At 53.1% G+C, this 14,478-nt stretch carries 13 protein-coding genes and 1 tRNA gene; 3 read left to right on the forward strand and 11 right to left on the reverse strand.

What is annotated here, in order from left to right; translation table 11 throughout:
- Nucleotides 1-28 precede the first annotated feature (28 nt).
- From JR346_RS05505 to JR346_RS05530, 6 genes are all read right to left on the reverse strand, one after another.
- Nucleotides 29-229, reverse strand: coding sequence for a ubiquitin-like protein Pup (locus JR346_RS05505; RefSeq protein WP_370592458.1), 201 nt, complete (start codon nucleotides 227-229; stop codon nucleotides 29-31).
- Nucleotides 230-269: 40 nt separating this feature from the next.
- The gene (dop, locus tag JR346_RS05510) at nucleotides 270-1,859 is read right to left on the reverse strand and encodes a depupylase/deamidase Dop (protein WP_204875946.1); all 1,590 of its coding nucleotides are present in this window, start codon (nucleotides 1,857-1,859) and stop codon (nucleotides 270-272) included.
- Nucleotides 1,860-1,863: 4 nt separating this feature from the next.
- On the reverse strand, nucleotides 1,864-3,540 hold the full coding sequence (arc, locus tag JR346_RS05515) for a proteasome ATPase (protein ID WP_204875947.1): 1,677 nt from the start codon (nucleotides 3,538-3,540) through the stop codon (nucleotides 1,864-1,866).
- Between the two features lie 54 nt (nucleotides 3,541-3,594).
- Nucleotides 3,595-4,614, reverse strand: a complete 1,020-nt coding sequence (locus JR346_RS05520) for a tRNA (adenine-N1)-methyltransferase (RefSeq protein ID WP_205481899.1) — start codon at nucleotides 4,612-4,614, stop codon at nucleotides 3,595-3,597.
- A 107-nt stretch (nucleotides 4,615-4,721) separates the two neighbouring features.
- Nucleotides 4,722-5,087 carry a hypothetical protein gene (locus JR346_RS05525; protein WP_205481900.1) on the reverse strand — a complete coding sequence of 122 codons (366 nt, stop codon included), beginning with the start codon at nucleotides 5,085-5,087 and terminating at the stop codon, nucleotides 4,722-4,724.
- A gap of 13 nt (nucleotides 5,088-5,100) precedes the next feature.
- On the reverse strand, nucleotides 5,101-5,865 hold the full coding sequence (locus JR346_RS05530; RefSeq protein WP_205481901.1) for a site-2 protease family protein: 765 nt from the start codon (nucleotides 5,863-5,865) through the stop codon (nucleotides 5,101-5,103).
- Between the two features lie 161 nt (nucleotides 5,866-6,026).
- On the opposite strand from JR346_RS05530, the gene JR346_RS05535 reads away from it, so the two are divergent.
- Nucleotides 6,027-6,884: a PAC2 family protein gene (locus tag JR346_RS05535; RefSeq protein ID WP_205481902.1), complete on the forward strand. Its 858-nt coding sequence runs from the start codon at nucleotides 6,027-6,029 to the stop codon at nucleotides 6,882-6,884.
- A 56-nt stretch (nucleotides 6,885-6,940) separates the two neighbouring features.
- Here JR346_RS05535 and mshC read toward each other — a convergent pair whose 3' ends face one another.
- From mshC to JR346_RS05550, 3 genes are all read right to left on the reverse strand, one after another.
- A complete protein-coding gene (mshC, locus tag JR346_RS05540; protein WP_204875955.1) occupies nucleotides 6,941-8,230 on the reverse strand; it encodes a cysteine--1-D-myo-inosityl 2-amino-2-deoxy-alpha-D-glucopyranoside ligase in 1,290 nt (429 codons plus the stop codon).
- Nucleotides 8,231-8,321: 91 nt separating this feature from the next.
- A complete protein-coding gene (locus JR346_RS05545; protein WP_205481903.1) occupies nucleotides 8,322-9,152 on the reverse strand; it encodes an undecaprenyl-diphosphate phosphatase in 831 nt (276 codons plus the stop codon).
- Between the two features lie 87 nt (nucleotides 9,153-9,239).
- The gene (locus JR346_RS05550; RefSeq protein ID WP_204875959.1) at nucleotides 9,240-9,548 is read right to left on the reverse strand and encodes a hypothetical protein; all 309 of its coding nucleotides are present in this window, start codon (nucleotides 9,546-9,548) and stop codon (nucleotides 9,240-9,242) included.
- 53 nt (nucleotides 9,549-9,601) lie between these two features.
- On the opposite strand from JR346_RS05550, the gene JR346_RS05555 reads away from it, so the two are divergent.
- Nucleotides 9,602-9,844, forward strand: coding sequence for a DUF5703 family protein (locus JR346_RS05555; RefSeq protein WP_204875960.1), 243 nt, complete (start codon nucleotides 9,602-9,604; stop codon nucleotides 9,842-9,844).
- Between the two features lie 109 nt (nucleotides 9,845-9,953).
- Here JR346_RS05555 and JR346_RS05560 read toward each other — a convergent pair whose 3' ends face one another.
- Nucleotides 9,954-10,919: an L-lactate dehydrogenase gene (locus JR346_RS05560; protein ID WP_205481904.1), complete on the reverse strand. Its 966-nt coding sequence runs from the start codon at nucleotides 10,917-10,919 to the stop codon at nucleotides 9,954-9,956.
- A gap of 434 nt (nucleotides 10,920-11,353) precedes the next feature.
- Nucleotides 11,354-11,439: transfer RNA gene (locus JR346_RS05565), tRNA-Leu, on the reverse strand.
- 303 nt (nucleotides 11,440-11,742) lie between these two features.
- Between JR346_RS05565 and pepN the strand changes: the two genes are divergently transcribed.
- Nucleotides 11,743-14,397: an aminopeptidase N gene (pepN, locus tag JR346_RS05570; RefSeq protein ID WP_205481905.1), complete on the forward strand. Its 2,655-nt coding sequence runs from the start codon at nucleotides 11,743-11,745 to the stop codon at nucleotides 14,395-14,397.
- Nucleotides 14,398-14,478 lie beyond the last annotated feature (81 nt).

A 14,478-nucleotide genomic window follows, 5' to 3' on the forward strand; every position in this document is an offset into this window, starting at 1 on the left:
AATGAGGTCAAGACGGTAACCGAGTCGGTTACTGACCACCCTTTTGAATGAAACCGCGAACGAACTCTTCAGCGTTTTCCTCGAGCACGCCGTCGATTTCAGCTAAAAGATCATCAACCTCAAGCAACAGGTCTTCATCAACAGCCGCGGTGGCTTGCGCCAGCTCAAAGTCTTCAGTTTCCTGAGGGCTCTGCTGGGCTGACAGTGCTTGAACTTTTTTCTGTTCCACAGGTTTTTTCTCTCTTTTCTTGAATATCAGACAGGTAGTTTTAGTGAGTAACAGCGTGAGCGCCTAAGGCTCGCATCAGCCCTTCGGAGCTTTCATCAGCCAAATAGGGTTCGATCTCTGCGCGAGTAAGGCTCAAAGGCTCATCCATCGTTAAACGATAGGTCACGATATCTAGAGGGTTACGAGTGACTATCGTATCCCAGCTTGCCGAGACAACTTCGTGCTGCCAGATCTCCACAATCTTCCCTCGAAGGTATGCGCGCGTATCATGAGGCGGTTGGTGCGCTGCCTGACGAATCTGCTCTTCTGTGAAGAGCGTTTTCATCTTGCCCAGGGCAATCAGTTTGAAATACAGCCCCTTATCGGGGCGCACATCAGAGTACTGAATATCGATAGCTCGCATTTTGGGGTTATCCCAGCTGACACCCTTATTTACGTAGGCTCGCATGAGGTTATACTTCGCTACCCAATCCAGAGTATCTGCAAGGCTCAGTGGGTTCTGCTCTAGAGCGTCCAGTACCTCCTGCCACAGTGTCAGGACGCGGGCAGTCATCTCATCGGGGTGAGGATTGGCCTGACGGGCTACGGCAAGAAAAGTTTTTTGAATCTCCACAGCAGTTGTAGAGCTACCATCGCTGAGCTTCACCGGAGCCTTCATCGACAGATCACGGCTCACCGCGTGCATAGCTGCTACCGGATCAGCCAAGCGAAACACCGGAGCCACCTTCTGCTCAATCGCATCCAACACCAAAGCCACGGTACCAAACTTCAAAAGATTAGAAGTGTGCGAAAGGTTCGCATCCCCCGTAATCACGTGCAAACGGCGGTATTTCTCACGATCCGCGTGCGGCTCATCGCGGGTATTCACCAAAGGTCTGCGAATGGTAGTTTCCAAACCCACTAACCGCTCAAAGAAGTCCGCCCGAGACGATATCTGAAAACCCGCCTGCTCACCGCTGGCACCCAAGCCCACGCGTCCTGCACCCGTATAAATAATGCGGGTTGCGAAAAACGGCGCTAGCACCAAGGTCAGATACTCGAAATCAACACCGCGATCTACCAGGTAATTCTCATGAGAACCATAAGACTGACCTTTGCCATCAGTGTTGTTCTTATAAAGGTGAATAGGCTCAACCCCAGTATTCTGCGCTGAACGCGCCAGAGCATCCACCGTCTCAGCGGCAATAAAGTCACCGGCAGCATCCCACAGTACAGCATCAAACGGGTTCGTCACCTCAGGTGATGAGTACTCGGGGTGAGCATGATCCACATATAGACGGGCACCGTTGGGAAGAATCGAGTTCATGGTGACTTTATCCCAATCCAACCGCTCAGCATACATCCCCGATTCACGCAAAGCCTCAGCAGCAATATCCTCACTCGTGAGCACATATGCCTCATCGGTCAGCTGCGACTCATGCGCCAGCTCACGCTGCATAGCGAAACCGCGCGCGTCCTCCAGGGGCTGCTCAGAATCGTATTCCCACTGCGCTCGCTGGGCAGTTCTAAAAACCATCGCATTATAAGTATTCACGATGGTTGCAGAAAGTACCGTGTGGTTAGCTTCGGGGGTCGTTGGTGCAATCACACCGAACTCGGTCTCTGCCCCCATCACCCGCTGAACGCCCATAGTGTTACTCCCCCCGCCCGGAACGAACCGGTGAGGCGCTCAAAAAGCGCAGGCGCAAGTTCTTCTGAGCCAGAACGTCCTCAATCTCAGCAGCCTGGGGAACATCGACCTGATCCTCAAACTCAGCGCGGATTGCCTCTAGCACATGCTCCGCTCTCAAACCCCGTGAACCGGTTGCCAAGAAGTCTTTAATAGCCTGCTTCTTAGCGTTATCAACAATATTGCGAATGACGGCGCCCGAGAGGAAGTCACCCCGGTAGAGCCAACGGGAAATGCCGTTCTCGAACTCCACGCTGATATAGCGGTTGAACTCATCAAATGAATAGAGAGAATTGACCGCGCGGTCAATAATGGATTCCAGTGCCACCTGCGCCGAACCTGCACGCTCAACCTCAGACTCGTGTACCGGTAGCTCTGAGTTCAGGTAAAGCCCAAAGATTTCGCGCGCACCAGCGGCATCGGGGCGGTTAATGCGGATTTTCACATCAAGACGCCCCGGACGCAGCACGGCGGGGTCAATCATATCCTCGCGGTTGGTAGCGCCAATAACAATGACGTTATCGAGCCTTTCCACACCGTCAATTTCAGCCAGAAGCTGCGGAACAATGGTCGTTTCAACGTCGGATGAACGCCCAGAACCACGGGTACGGAAGAGCGATTCCATCTCGTCGAAGAAGACCACCACCGGATTACCCTCGGCTGCTTTTTCGCGGGCTGCACGGAAGATATCGCGAATCTGACGCTCAGTTTCACCCACAAACTTATCGAGCAGTTCCGGGCCCTTAATGTTCAGGAAGTAACCGGTCGTTGAGCCATCCTTGCTCAGCTCAGCAGCCCGGTGAGCCAGTGAATTAGCCACCGCCTTGGCAATGAGGGTCTTACCGTTACCCGGAGGACCATACAACAAAATACCCTTGGGCGGAGTCAGGTGGTACTCACGGTAAACCTCAGGATGCAAGAAGGGCAACTCCACGGCGTCCTGAATCTGCTCAATCTGTGAACTCAGACCACCAATTTGGCTGTAAGTAATATCGGGAACTTCTTCAAGAATAAGTTCCTGGGCATCAGTCGAAGGCACCACCGCGCGCACCATCGAAACCTTGGAATCGAAGATGACAGCGTCCCCGGTAGACAGTTCAGAGCCGCTGACGCTCCCCGCCAAACGGGCAACAGTCTTAGCCTGGTTTGGAAGCTCAACTACTACGTGAGAAGCATCAAGAACCTCCCGAACCACCACCACGTCCCCATAGTTCTCATAACCTAAGCTCACCACAGCCTGAGAATGCTCATTGAGCAAAACGGTCATGCCCGGTTCAACCTCATCGGGGTTCAGCAGCGGTGATAAGGGAAGACGCACCAGGCGTCCGCCCATCAACACATCAAGATAAGGCTCAACCTCAGCAGGGGTTTTACCTGACGCCAACTGAGAATAAGTCATCATGCCCCGACCCACCTCAAGCACCACAGCTGAATTAAGCGGCGGTGAAACCTGCTGAGCCATCGCCACGCGCATACGCTCAATCTCAGCCTTGGTCATCTCTAAAGCGCGCACCAGCTTCTGATTCTTCTCACCGGCAACACGCAACTGCCGGTCAAGGTTGCGCCGGTTCTCGTTGGTGAGATTGAGCTGACGCAAAGCCCTCTGATAATCAGCGGTTGATACCTGGGAGTTCTCGCTCATACGATGCTTCTTTGTTCGAAGGATGGTGGTGATTGCGGGCTAACTGCTGAAGACCTAGCCCTCGTGGTTGAGGTGCTCGTTAGCTTCGGCAGCATGCGATGCTAAGTTCTGAGCATCGCGAGCGGCGCGGCGCAGCTTACGATCTGTCACGTTACGCTCACCCAAGGCAGCAGGAGTCCATGCGTTCATATCCTCTTCAGAAAAGTCGGTCTTGGACGCGCGACGCTTAGGAGCTAGACGAATCGCGCCGTCTGCCAGTCGGCGGGCGGTAATCAAGAAACCGGTGTGGGCAACCATACGGTGGTCAGGGCGTACTGCCAGACCCTCCACATGCCAGCCACGTACCATCGTCTCGTGAGATTCAGGCTCGGTAAAACGACCATCAGCGCGCAGCGCCTCAGCAGTACGCGAAAGCTGGGTAACAGTTGCAACGTAGCAAATAATAACGCCACCGGGAGCCAGCACGGTCGCTACCGCATCCAAACACTCCCAGGGGGCAAGCATATCCAGCACCGCTCGGTCAACGCTGCCGGGTTCTTCAACATCGCCCAAAGTCTCCGCCAAATCACCCAGGGTAATCTCCCACGCGGGGTGCGGACCGCCGAACATGGTTTCCACGTTGCCGCGAGCAATATCAGCAAACTCCTCACGACGCTCAAAAGAACGCAGGTGCCCCTGATCGCCAATAGCCCGCAACAGACCAATGGACAGCGCACCCGAACCTACGCCAGCCTCAATCACACGCGCACCGGGGTAAATATCAGCCATAGTGACAATCTGACCGGTATCTTTAGGGTACACCACCGCAGCACCGCGAGGCATAGACAGCACAAAATCCTTATATAGCGGACGCAGGCACTGGTACATCAACCCCTCAGAGTTAGTAATCACCGTGCCCTCATCACTGCCAATCAAATCATTGTGATTGAAGTAGCCACGATGCGAGTGGTACTGACCATCAGTCTCAAGGGTAATGGTGGTAATACGCCCGCGCTCATCAGTAATCTGGACGCGCTCGCCGGGGCGGAAGGGACCACGACGGTTGTTAGCGCCGGTGGGAGTTGAAGAGGTCATCTGCTTCCTTACAATCTAAAAGTCTTGAAAAATGTTGAGTTTTAACTATTGTCTCAAATTTGCCGGTAAGGAGCGATTTCGAGCAACCCATCCGTGAGAAGTCAGTCTCACCCATCGCGCAGGTAGCGGGATTCGCGGGTCAGAATGCTACCGGCATCGGCATAGGTAATGACACCCAAAATCCTTTGCGCCTCATTAACTACAGGCCATGCCGCAGGAACCAAACCATTTTTCACTTCAACCGGCTGCTGATCCCAGATATACCCGTTGAAATACTCCATGAGGTCATAGCGCAAAGCCGTGTGGGCAATCGCTGGCTCGCCTAGTTCTAGAGCCAACTCCCCCAGTGGCGTAGACTCAGCGGCACCTTCCAGCAAAGCCTGCGGAACCCACCAGATGCGTCCGCCCGCTACCGGTGAATCAGCAATAACAACAGCTAATCCCCGAGCAGCCTCGTCCCTCACCACTCCCACCGGAGTCTGCCCACTAAAAAAAAGCGGCAGGACGCATGAGATTAGTCGCTAGCAGAGGGTCGTGACCCACCGCCTGCTGTTTCAAAACCTTCAAGTGCGCCTGAGCGTTACGCCACAGATAAGACGCCACATAAATCAAAATCACCACGGAGAACAGACTAGAAAGCCAACCTGTCACCACCGCAAAACCCGCGAGGGCAGGAATCAAAGCCACACCGCACCAGGCAGTTACCCTCACCGCTCTTGATTTAAGACCACCAACCCTATGCACGAACGCTTCTACCGCGTGCCCACCGTCTAGCGGGTAAGACGGTAGGAGGTTAAAAACAAAAATCGCGAGGTTGGCATCCGACGCCAGATGCAACCCCCACCGAAAAGGCGAAGCGGGCAAAATCTCCACAAGAACGTACCCCAGCAGGGCAAAGATCAGGTTCACCACCGGTCCAGCCAAAGAAACCAACAAAGAAGTAGTCGGGCTGCCCTGGGTCAGCTTCGTCAGCCCGCCCCACAGCGTCAGCGAAATAAAAGAAACCCTCTGCCCCCGCGCCACACCCACAGCAGCATGCGCCAACTCATGACAAAAAACAGCAAACGCCACAGTGAAAGCAACAGTCGCAGAAACCGTTAGAGCATCGCCCAAACTCACCAAAGGCGAACGATTGAGATAGTAGGCATACCCCACAACCACAACCGCCATAAAAATAAACCAAGAAGAACGTAAGTAAATCGGCGCACCAAACACCCTACCCACCTGTACGCCCTGCACCGAAGGTGCCATACACTCCCCCACACTGTCTAACAACTAGCCACCATCTTATGCCCACCCCCATCAACGCACCAAGAGGTTCACCACCCGGTGAACGCACTCCTCAACACGAGCAGTAGAATCAATACCAGAGTAAAACGACCTATACACAGAACGGACGCAACACTTCATATATGGAATCGCTCACCACTCTCAACAACCTCCCCCGATCATCCCAGAACCACACCACCGTTCTCCTTGCCGCCTTTGAAGGGTGGAACGACGCCGGTGGCGCAGCCAGCGAAGCCCTCCAGTACCTCACCCGCGTCTGGGACTTCACAGAACAAACCGGCTTCAACGACGACGAATACTTCATCTATACCCAACAACGTCCGCTAATGATGTCCCAACCCGATGGTCCTGCAGAAATCCACTGGCCAGAGCTCTCAGTCTCCGAAACAACCCTGCCCGACCAAAACATCCGCCTCATCGTACTCACCGGCCCAGAACCCGCACAACGCTGGAAAACATTTATTGACGAGTTCTACGCGCTCGCTCAGCGCTTGGACGTCGATACCGTGCTCTTTCTCGGCGCTCTCATGGCAGAAACACCCCACACCCGCCCCTTCCCCGTTGAAGTAACCAGCGAGTCACCCCTGCTACGCCAGTTGCCGCTCGTCGAACGCACCACTTACACAGGCCCAACAGGCATCACGGGAGTAACCGCCCTTGCCGCACCTGACAATCTGCCGGCAGCCAGTCTTTGGGTATCAGTTCCCCACTACGTCGGTCACCCACCGCACCCCAAAGCAACCCTCGCGCTGCTACGCAGCCTAGAAACACTGTTGGGTATAGCGATTCCTCTGCGTCCCTTCGAAGATGAGATGGACGCGTGGGAGCGAGGTGCCGCTGAACTGCTAGAAGAAGAAAGCGAACTCGCCGACTACGTCCGCCAACTCGAATCAATCTACGACGCCGAGAACCCCACCACACCCTCAGGCGAAGACATCGCGGCGGAGTTTGAGCAGTTCCTCAAACGCCGCGAACAATAAATAAAACGGCGGGCACCTTCTCACTGTCAGAGGTGCCCGCCGTTTTAATGATGTTTTTAGAGTTTTACGCCAAGACGAGCGTCCAGGATATCGCGCAGTAGAGCACCGCCGCCGATACCCTCCTTCGCCACCGCGTTCCGTGCCCAAGCCTCAAGAACATCGAGCGCTGCAGGGGCATTGAGGTCATCCGCGAGATACTCACGGACGCTTGCCAATGCCTCATGTGCCGCTGAATCATCACCGGTAAGCTGGCTGGCAGTGGTAAAAAGTTCAAAGCGTTCCTGAGCACGGGTGAGAACATCGTCAGTCCAGAACCAATCAGAACGATAGTGATTGCTCATAATTGCCAGGCGAATAGCTCCGGGATTCACTCCAGCCGCGCGTAGTTTAGACACCAGCACCAAATTGCCCAAAGACTTGCTCATCTTCTCGCCCTCCAGCCCTACCATACCGGTGTGGGCGAAATGGCGTGCCATGGGTTTACGGTCTACTGCATAAGCATGACCGGCACCCATCTCATGGTGCGGGAAAATCAAATCAGAACCGCCGCCCTGAACAGTGAAAGGAGCCGGAAGGAACTTCTGAGAAATCATGGTGCACTCAATATGCCAGCCAGGGCGTCCTGCACCCAAAGCGCCACCGTCCCAGGAAGGCTCACCTTCGCGTGCCACGCGCCACAGCAACGGATCAAGAGCATCTCGCTTGCCCGCGCGCTGCGGGTCACCACCGCGCTCGGCGAAAATAGGCATCATTTCTTCTCTGCTCATACCCGAAACATCACCGAGTGACCACGCGTCCTCAAAATCGGCAGTAGCCCGCTCGGCAGCAGCGTTATCAAAGTAAACATCGCCATCGGGGTGAACAAGACCGTGCTCGTCAGTGAAACCGGGAACGCGGTAGGCAATTCCCTGCTCTACCCAGCGTTCAACGACCGGAACAATCCACTCAATCGACTCAACCGCACCGACGTAGTGATCAGGTGCCAGAACGTTGAGCGCCACCATATCAGTATGAAAAAGCTCCGTCTGCTCCTGCGCCAGATCTCGCCAATCAACACCGGTTGCTGTTGCACGTTCTAACAAAGGATCATCAACATCGGTCACGTTCTGCACGTAGGCAACAGAAGCACCGGCATCACGCCAGGCACGATTGAGCAAATCAAAAGCCACATATGTTGAAGCGTGACCCATATGAGTTGCATCGTAGGGAGTAATACCACAAACATAAAGACTAGCTGCGTCCTCCTTCGGCAACTGCACTACAGCCTGCTGCGTAGTATCGAAAATACTGGGCCAAGGTGCAGTACCCGGTAGAACAGGAACGGACGGCGACTGCCAAGACTTCAAGGGGAAAACCTTTCACATACAACTTTTAATCTGCATAAAACAATACCCGCCCACGCCAAGCGTGAGCGGGTATTACACTGTGAGCGTTTGGTTACGCCACCAGAACACCGAGCCCCAGCAGAACGTAAATCACAGCACCCAGCGCAATGCGGTACCAAACAAACAGACCGTAGCTCTTAGATGAAACGTACTTCAAGAACCAACCAATCATCAGGTAACCCACGACGAAAGCCACAATAGTTGCCACAACCGTTGAGCCCAGACCGTAGTAACCGTTAAAACCTTCTGAGAAGCTATCGACCAGCTTGTACAGACCAGACGCGAAAACAGCAGGAATCGCCAGCAAGAAAGAATAGCGGGCAGCAGCTTCGCGGGTGTAACCCATGAGCAAGCCGGCAGTAATAGTGCCACCAGAACGAGAAACACCGGGAATCAGAGCCAACGCCTGAGCGAAACCAAAGATAATGCCGTGCTTAACGGTCAAGTCATTCAGCTCACGCTGCTCTTTACCAATGCGATCAGCAATACCCAAGAAAATAGCAAACACAATCAGCATGGTGGCTACAATCCACAGGCTTCGGAAGGTGCTATCGATGTACTCCTCCAAGAGCAGACCCAAAATACCAATGGGCAGCGAACCAACAATGATGAACCAGCCCATGCGGGCGTCCGGGTCTTTCTTATCGACCTTGCCCACCAAAGAACCGAACCAATTTTTCAGAATACGCACAATATCGCGCCAGAAAAAGATCAGCACGGCGGTTTCAGTGCCCAACTGGGTAATTGCGGTGAAAGCAGCACCGGGATCCTCAGAATCCGGCAAAAACTGCCCTACAAGACGCAAATGACCGGATGACGAGACCGGCAAAAACTCCGTCAGCCCCTGAACGAGGCCCAATATAATCGCTTGAATCCATTCCACCTGTAAAACTGTACCGGTTAAAAAACAAACACAGCAGTACTTTTGTACTGCTGTGTTAGTTCTAACAAAGTTCAGAAAACGTGTTTCTTAGTGGTTATCGCCCTCACCGGGGAGTTCGTCATCACTGAAATCTTCATCATCGAATTCGTCATCGAACTCATCGATGTCTTCAAAGTCCTCATCGTCTTCATCATCTTCAATGAAGACTTCCAAAGGAGTGACCTCTTCAAAAGCCTCAAAAAGGGCGTCTTCGTAACGCTCGAAAGCGTTAGCAATAGACACGTAGGCATTGTCGATGGCGGTGTCATGTTCGCCGCGACGGTTGACAATAGCGGTAAGGTGTTCTTCGAGTGCTCCGGTCAAAACGGAAAGCGCTGCGCGAGGATCGTTGCTCATATATAAGACGTTATCGCTTAAAGCCGTGTTCTGGAACTACATTGGAGAGAAATTTGCGAGAACAATCCATAGCTAGCCCGGCTTTACGGGGCAAAACCGATCACGACCGTTACGAATATCTCATCATCACGGTAGAACCCGGTGAGTCCCTTAAAGAGGCGCGAGCAAGAATCGGCGAGCACGCCGAGTACGGCAAATGGGAACTATCACGCAGCATTATTCTGTACGGCGGGCGTCGCCGTTACTGGTTGCGTCGCCGCATTATGCGCGTACAACGCACCACACAGTTTCTGTAGAACCCGCACACACTGCTCTTTGTTTTCCTCAACTAAAAGGTGACCCCAGATTGTCTGGGGTCACCTTTTTATTGAATCGATTGGCATGCTTGAGGAACGCGCGAACTTTTTAGTCTCCGTAACCGACTGATTCCAGAGTTTTCTGGATTTCACCTGCAGATTTGCGCAGTTTCTCGATTTCTTCTTCGTTCATGGGAACATCCAGGACGCGCACTACACCGGCACGATTGACGATGGAGGGAAATGATACAGCAGCCTCGCCCTCGATGCCGTATTTGCCCCGAATCTGAGTTGAAAGGTTGAGCACGGCGTCCTCGCCACCCAAAACCGCTTCAACGATGCGAATTGCCGAGATGCCGATTGCGTAGTTGGTAGAGCCCTTACCCTCGATAACCTTGTAGGCTGCACGCATAGCGTCGTTGGCAATTTCTTTCTTGACGTCCTCGGTGAAGAGCTTGTTGCCGTCCTCGCCGGTCCACTCGTCCAGGGGAACCATACCGATATTGGCAGCAGACCACACGGGAAATTCCGAGTCGCCGTGCTCGCCGACGACGTTAGCGTGAACGCTCTTGATAGAAACTTTTGCTTTGTTAGCAATAAGCCAGCGCAGACGTGACGAATCAAGCACGGTACCGGATGCGAAGCAACGCTCGGTCGGCAGACCGGTAATCTTCTGAGCCACAACGGCAAGCACATCACAGGGGTTGGTGACAATCATCAGAATTGCGCTGGGAGCAACTTCCATCACCTTGGGTAGCATTGCCTCAAAGATACGGACGTTAGCATCAACAAGATCAAGCCGTGACTGACCGGACTGTTGGCGAGCACCTGCGGTCACCACTACCATGTCGCAGTTACGCAAAATTTCAATGTCGCCGCCACCGGAAACCTTTGCTTCGGAGGCGAACATTGTACCGTGGGCAATGTCAAGCCCTTCAGCCTCGGCGCGCTCACCTGCAATATCGTAGATGACGATTTCATCTGCAGCGCCACGCAGAGTTGCAGCGTATGCTGTTGCAGAACCTACACCGCCTGCACCAATAACGCCGAGCTTGGTTGCCTTATGAGTAGCCATGGGTTTCATGCCTTTCAGAGGTTTACCTGTTCTGGTAGTTCTATTATGACACAAAAATATGTGTTTATGTTGGGTTCAACTGACTTTAACTACAATTTAAACCAGGAAAGCAACATTTTAACCCCAAAAACCCTCATAAACACACATAATCACAGGGCAACTTCTTGATGCATCTCATACGCACATTTGCACCGACCGGGCGCAACGAGGCACAAATATGCCCCGTCAAAGGTTTCCCGGGATTGGGAGAACGCCGACTGGACGATGATAGACATGGGACGCTAGCCTTGCCGCAGCATTCCCATCGAGATCCTGATTAATCGTCGAGTTCCTGTTTTAAAACAGGATTTCAGCAACAAATCAGGATCTCGGCGGAAGGAAGATTTAAAAACAAGGAACCCCGGTCACTGATTCAGTAACCGGGGTTTGATTTGTGCGCGAGGGGGGACTTGAACCCCCACCCTCTAATACGAGGACTAGCACCTCAAGCTAGCGCGTCTGCCTATTCCGCCACCCGCGCAAGGTGACCAACAAAAGCTGAACTCTTGTAAGCAACAGGTAACAATCTACACGCTCCCCCGCCACAGCGCAAACCAAAGACAGCTTTTCAACTATAAGTTGCATCACTTTACCAATCTGGCAGACAAAACCGGTTTGTCAATGTTAAAAATTTTATGCGAAAGAGTATTCCTGCCCCATTACTAAAAATTTCTAATAGCCACACCCGAAGATAATCAGTTTAGCTGATAAGTTATCATGTCAAAAGTCCTGAATATCTGACAATTATTAGACCGCCATCGACGACAGATATACGATAGGTGATGTGAATAACGAAAACTTAACGAGAGAAGAAGCAGCCCAGCGTGCAGAATTGCTCACCGTAGATACCTACGATGTCCACGTCGATCTCACCCACGCTGCAGATACATCCTTTGCCTCCTACCCCACCGCAACCACCGTAAAGTTCACGGTGGGTCAGGCACAAGAAACCTTCATTGACTACATCCACCAGTCTATCGACTCCGTAAAACTCAACGGGGAGCATCTCAACCTCAGTCACGCAGTTGAGGGGTCTCGTATCATCTTCACTCCCCTACCCGGAGAGAACGTCCTGACCATACACGGCAGGTCCTTTTTCTCCCGCTCTGGAGAGGGTTTGCACCGCTACATTGACCCCAAAGACGGCAAGGTATACCTCTACACCCAGTACGAGCCTGCCGACTGCCGCAGGGTATTCCCCAATTTTGAGCAGCCAGATCTGAAAGCTGTCTTCAACTTTCGCGTGACGGCTCCCAGCCACTGGGTGGTCAGCTCAAATGCGCAGCTAGAGCGCACCCTTGAGGACCCGTCAGACAGCTCGGTCTCCAAGCGCATTTTTGCTCCTACCAAGCGTATTTCTACCTATATCACTACCCTGCTTGCCGGGGAATATCATGTAGAGCGCAGCATCTACACCCCCACGTCCAGCGTCAATTCCGGCAAAATTCCATTGGTAGCCTACTGCCGTCAGTCGCTTGCCGAGCATTTTGATGCACAGAACATTTTCGCAGTAACCCAGCAGGGGCTTGATTTCTTCCAGGATTTGTTCGACTACCCCTACCCCTTTGAAAAGTATGAGCAGGCTTTTGTACCCGAGTACAACCTCGGTGCTATGGAAAACCCCGGTCTCGTGACCTTCACCGAGGGTTATATTTATGTTTCGGGAGCCACCAAGGCAGATCTTGAGGCGCGAGCCAACGTTATTTGTCATGAAATGTCGCATATGTGGTTTGGTGATCTCGTGACCATGAAGTGGTGGGACGATCTGTGGCTTAAAGAATCGTTTGCTGATTTTATGGGTACGCTCGGCTCCATTGAAGCCAACGGTTTCGAGGACGCGTGGGTTACTTTCGCGAATCGCCGCAAGGCGTGGGCTTATTATCAGGATCAATTGCCGACGACCCACCCTATTGTGGCGGATATACCGCATTTGGAAGCTGCAAAGCAGAATTTTGACGGTATTACCTATGCCAAGGGCGCTTCGGCTCTTAAGCAACTCGTGGCATTTGTCGGTTTTGAATCTTTCATCGCGGCGGCGCGTACCTACTTCAAGCGCCACGAATATCAGAACACTACCCTTGATGATTTCTTAGCAGTGCTCGATGAAGCGTGTAACCGTGATGTTTTCACTTGGGCACATGCCTGGTTGCGAACCAGCGGTTTATCTACCCTGCGTACCGAGCGCGTCCGCACACCAGATGGGGGCGTTGAGCTCTATGTTCATCAGGAACTTCCAGCCGGCGTGCCTGCACAGTTGGGACGACCACATCAGCTCAAGTGCGCCACTTTCACGTTGAGAGGTGACGCTCTAACACCCTCCGGCACCATAGCGTTGGAGATTCCTGCGGGCGAAAGTGTACGTGTCAAGCTCGAACTGTGCGATGCTGATCAGCAACTCGTTAGTGATGCGGATGTACTGCTACTCAACGCTGAAGACCTTTCATACGCCAAAGTTATTTTGGACGAGGACGATGGCAGGTCACTGGTGATGCAACGCATTTCGACTCTTGAGGACGCGCTCACCCGCGGGCTCATGTGGGGTAGCTTGTGGAACCAGGTGCGTGATGCTCTATTACCAGCGGCTGATTTTGTTCAGATGGTCGCCTCTCATGTGGCTCACGAAGCCTCTGCGACCCTCTTGGCGTCTATAACGAGTCAGTCTCAAAGTGCCATCAAGTCTTATGCCCCCGCTAATGAACGGGCTGCTCTCTGGAGCACTCTGTACGACGCTTTTGCGCAGGCACTGCAGCTAGCAGCACCGGGAAGCGATAGTCAGCTGATTCTCTTGCGCGCCACCCTCAGTTGCGCGGCTCACACCGATCGGGGTATTGAGTTCGCCCAAGACGTTGCCCGTGGAGCCTTAGAGAACCTTGAAGGCACGGCTATCACTGGCTTGGAGGGAATCAACTACACCCAGTCATTAGGATGGTCAGCACTGATTGCTCTTGCTAGCCATGACCGCGTTGAGGGTTCAGTTCTTGAACAGGGTCGCGCTTTTAACCCTTCTGCCACAGCGGAGAGGGGTTTCGCGTTTGCGACTGCGGCGCGTCCGCTAGCATCGGTTAAGAAAGCTGCATTTGAGGCAGTGATGACTAACGCTGAGCTTTCCAACGAAATTCTCACCGCCACCGCCAACGGTTATCAGGCTGGACCACATGAGTTGCGTGAGGATGATGCGCAGCAATACTTTGACCTGCTAACTCGTGTGTGGAGTGAGCGTTCGATTGTGATGGCTACTCGCGTTATTGATGGTCTCTACCCCGATGCGACATTTCAAGACGAACCTGCTATTAACGATCACCCGGCAGTAGCCTTAGGCGAGCAGTGGCTTGCAGATCATGAAGCCGCTCCGAGCGCATTACGCCGAAAAATCATCGAACATGTTGACGATGCGCGCCGCAGCCTAACAGCACAAGCAGCAAGGAGCACTCAGAGATAAACAGTAGGCTTATCAAGATGCTGCCAAAGTGATTCAAGCAATCTTACAAATGCCGGTTTAAGGAGTCATAAATACCCCTCA

It is taken from the genome of Rothia sp. ZJ932 (assembly GCF_016924835.1).
Taxonomy (GTDB): domain Bacteria; phylum Actinomycetota; class Actinomycetes; order Actinomycetales; family Micrococcaceae; genus Rothia.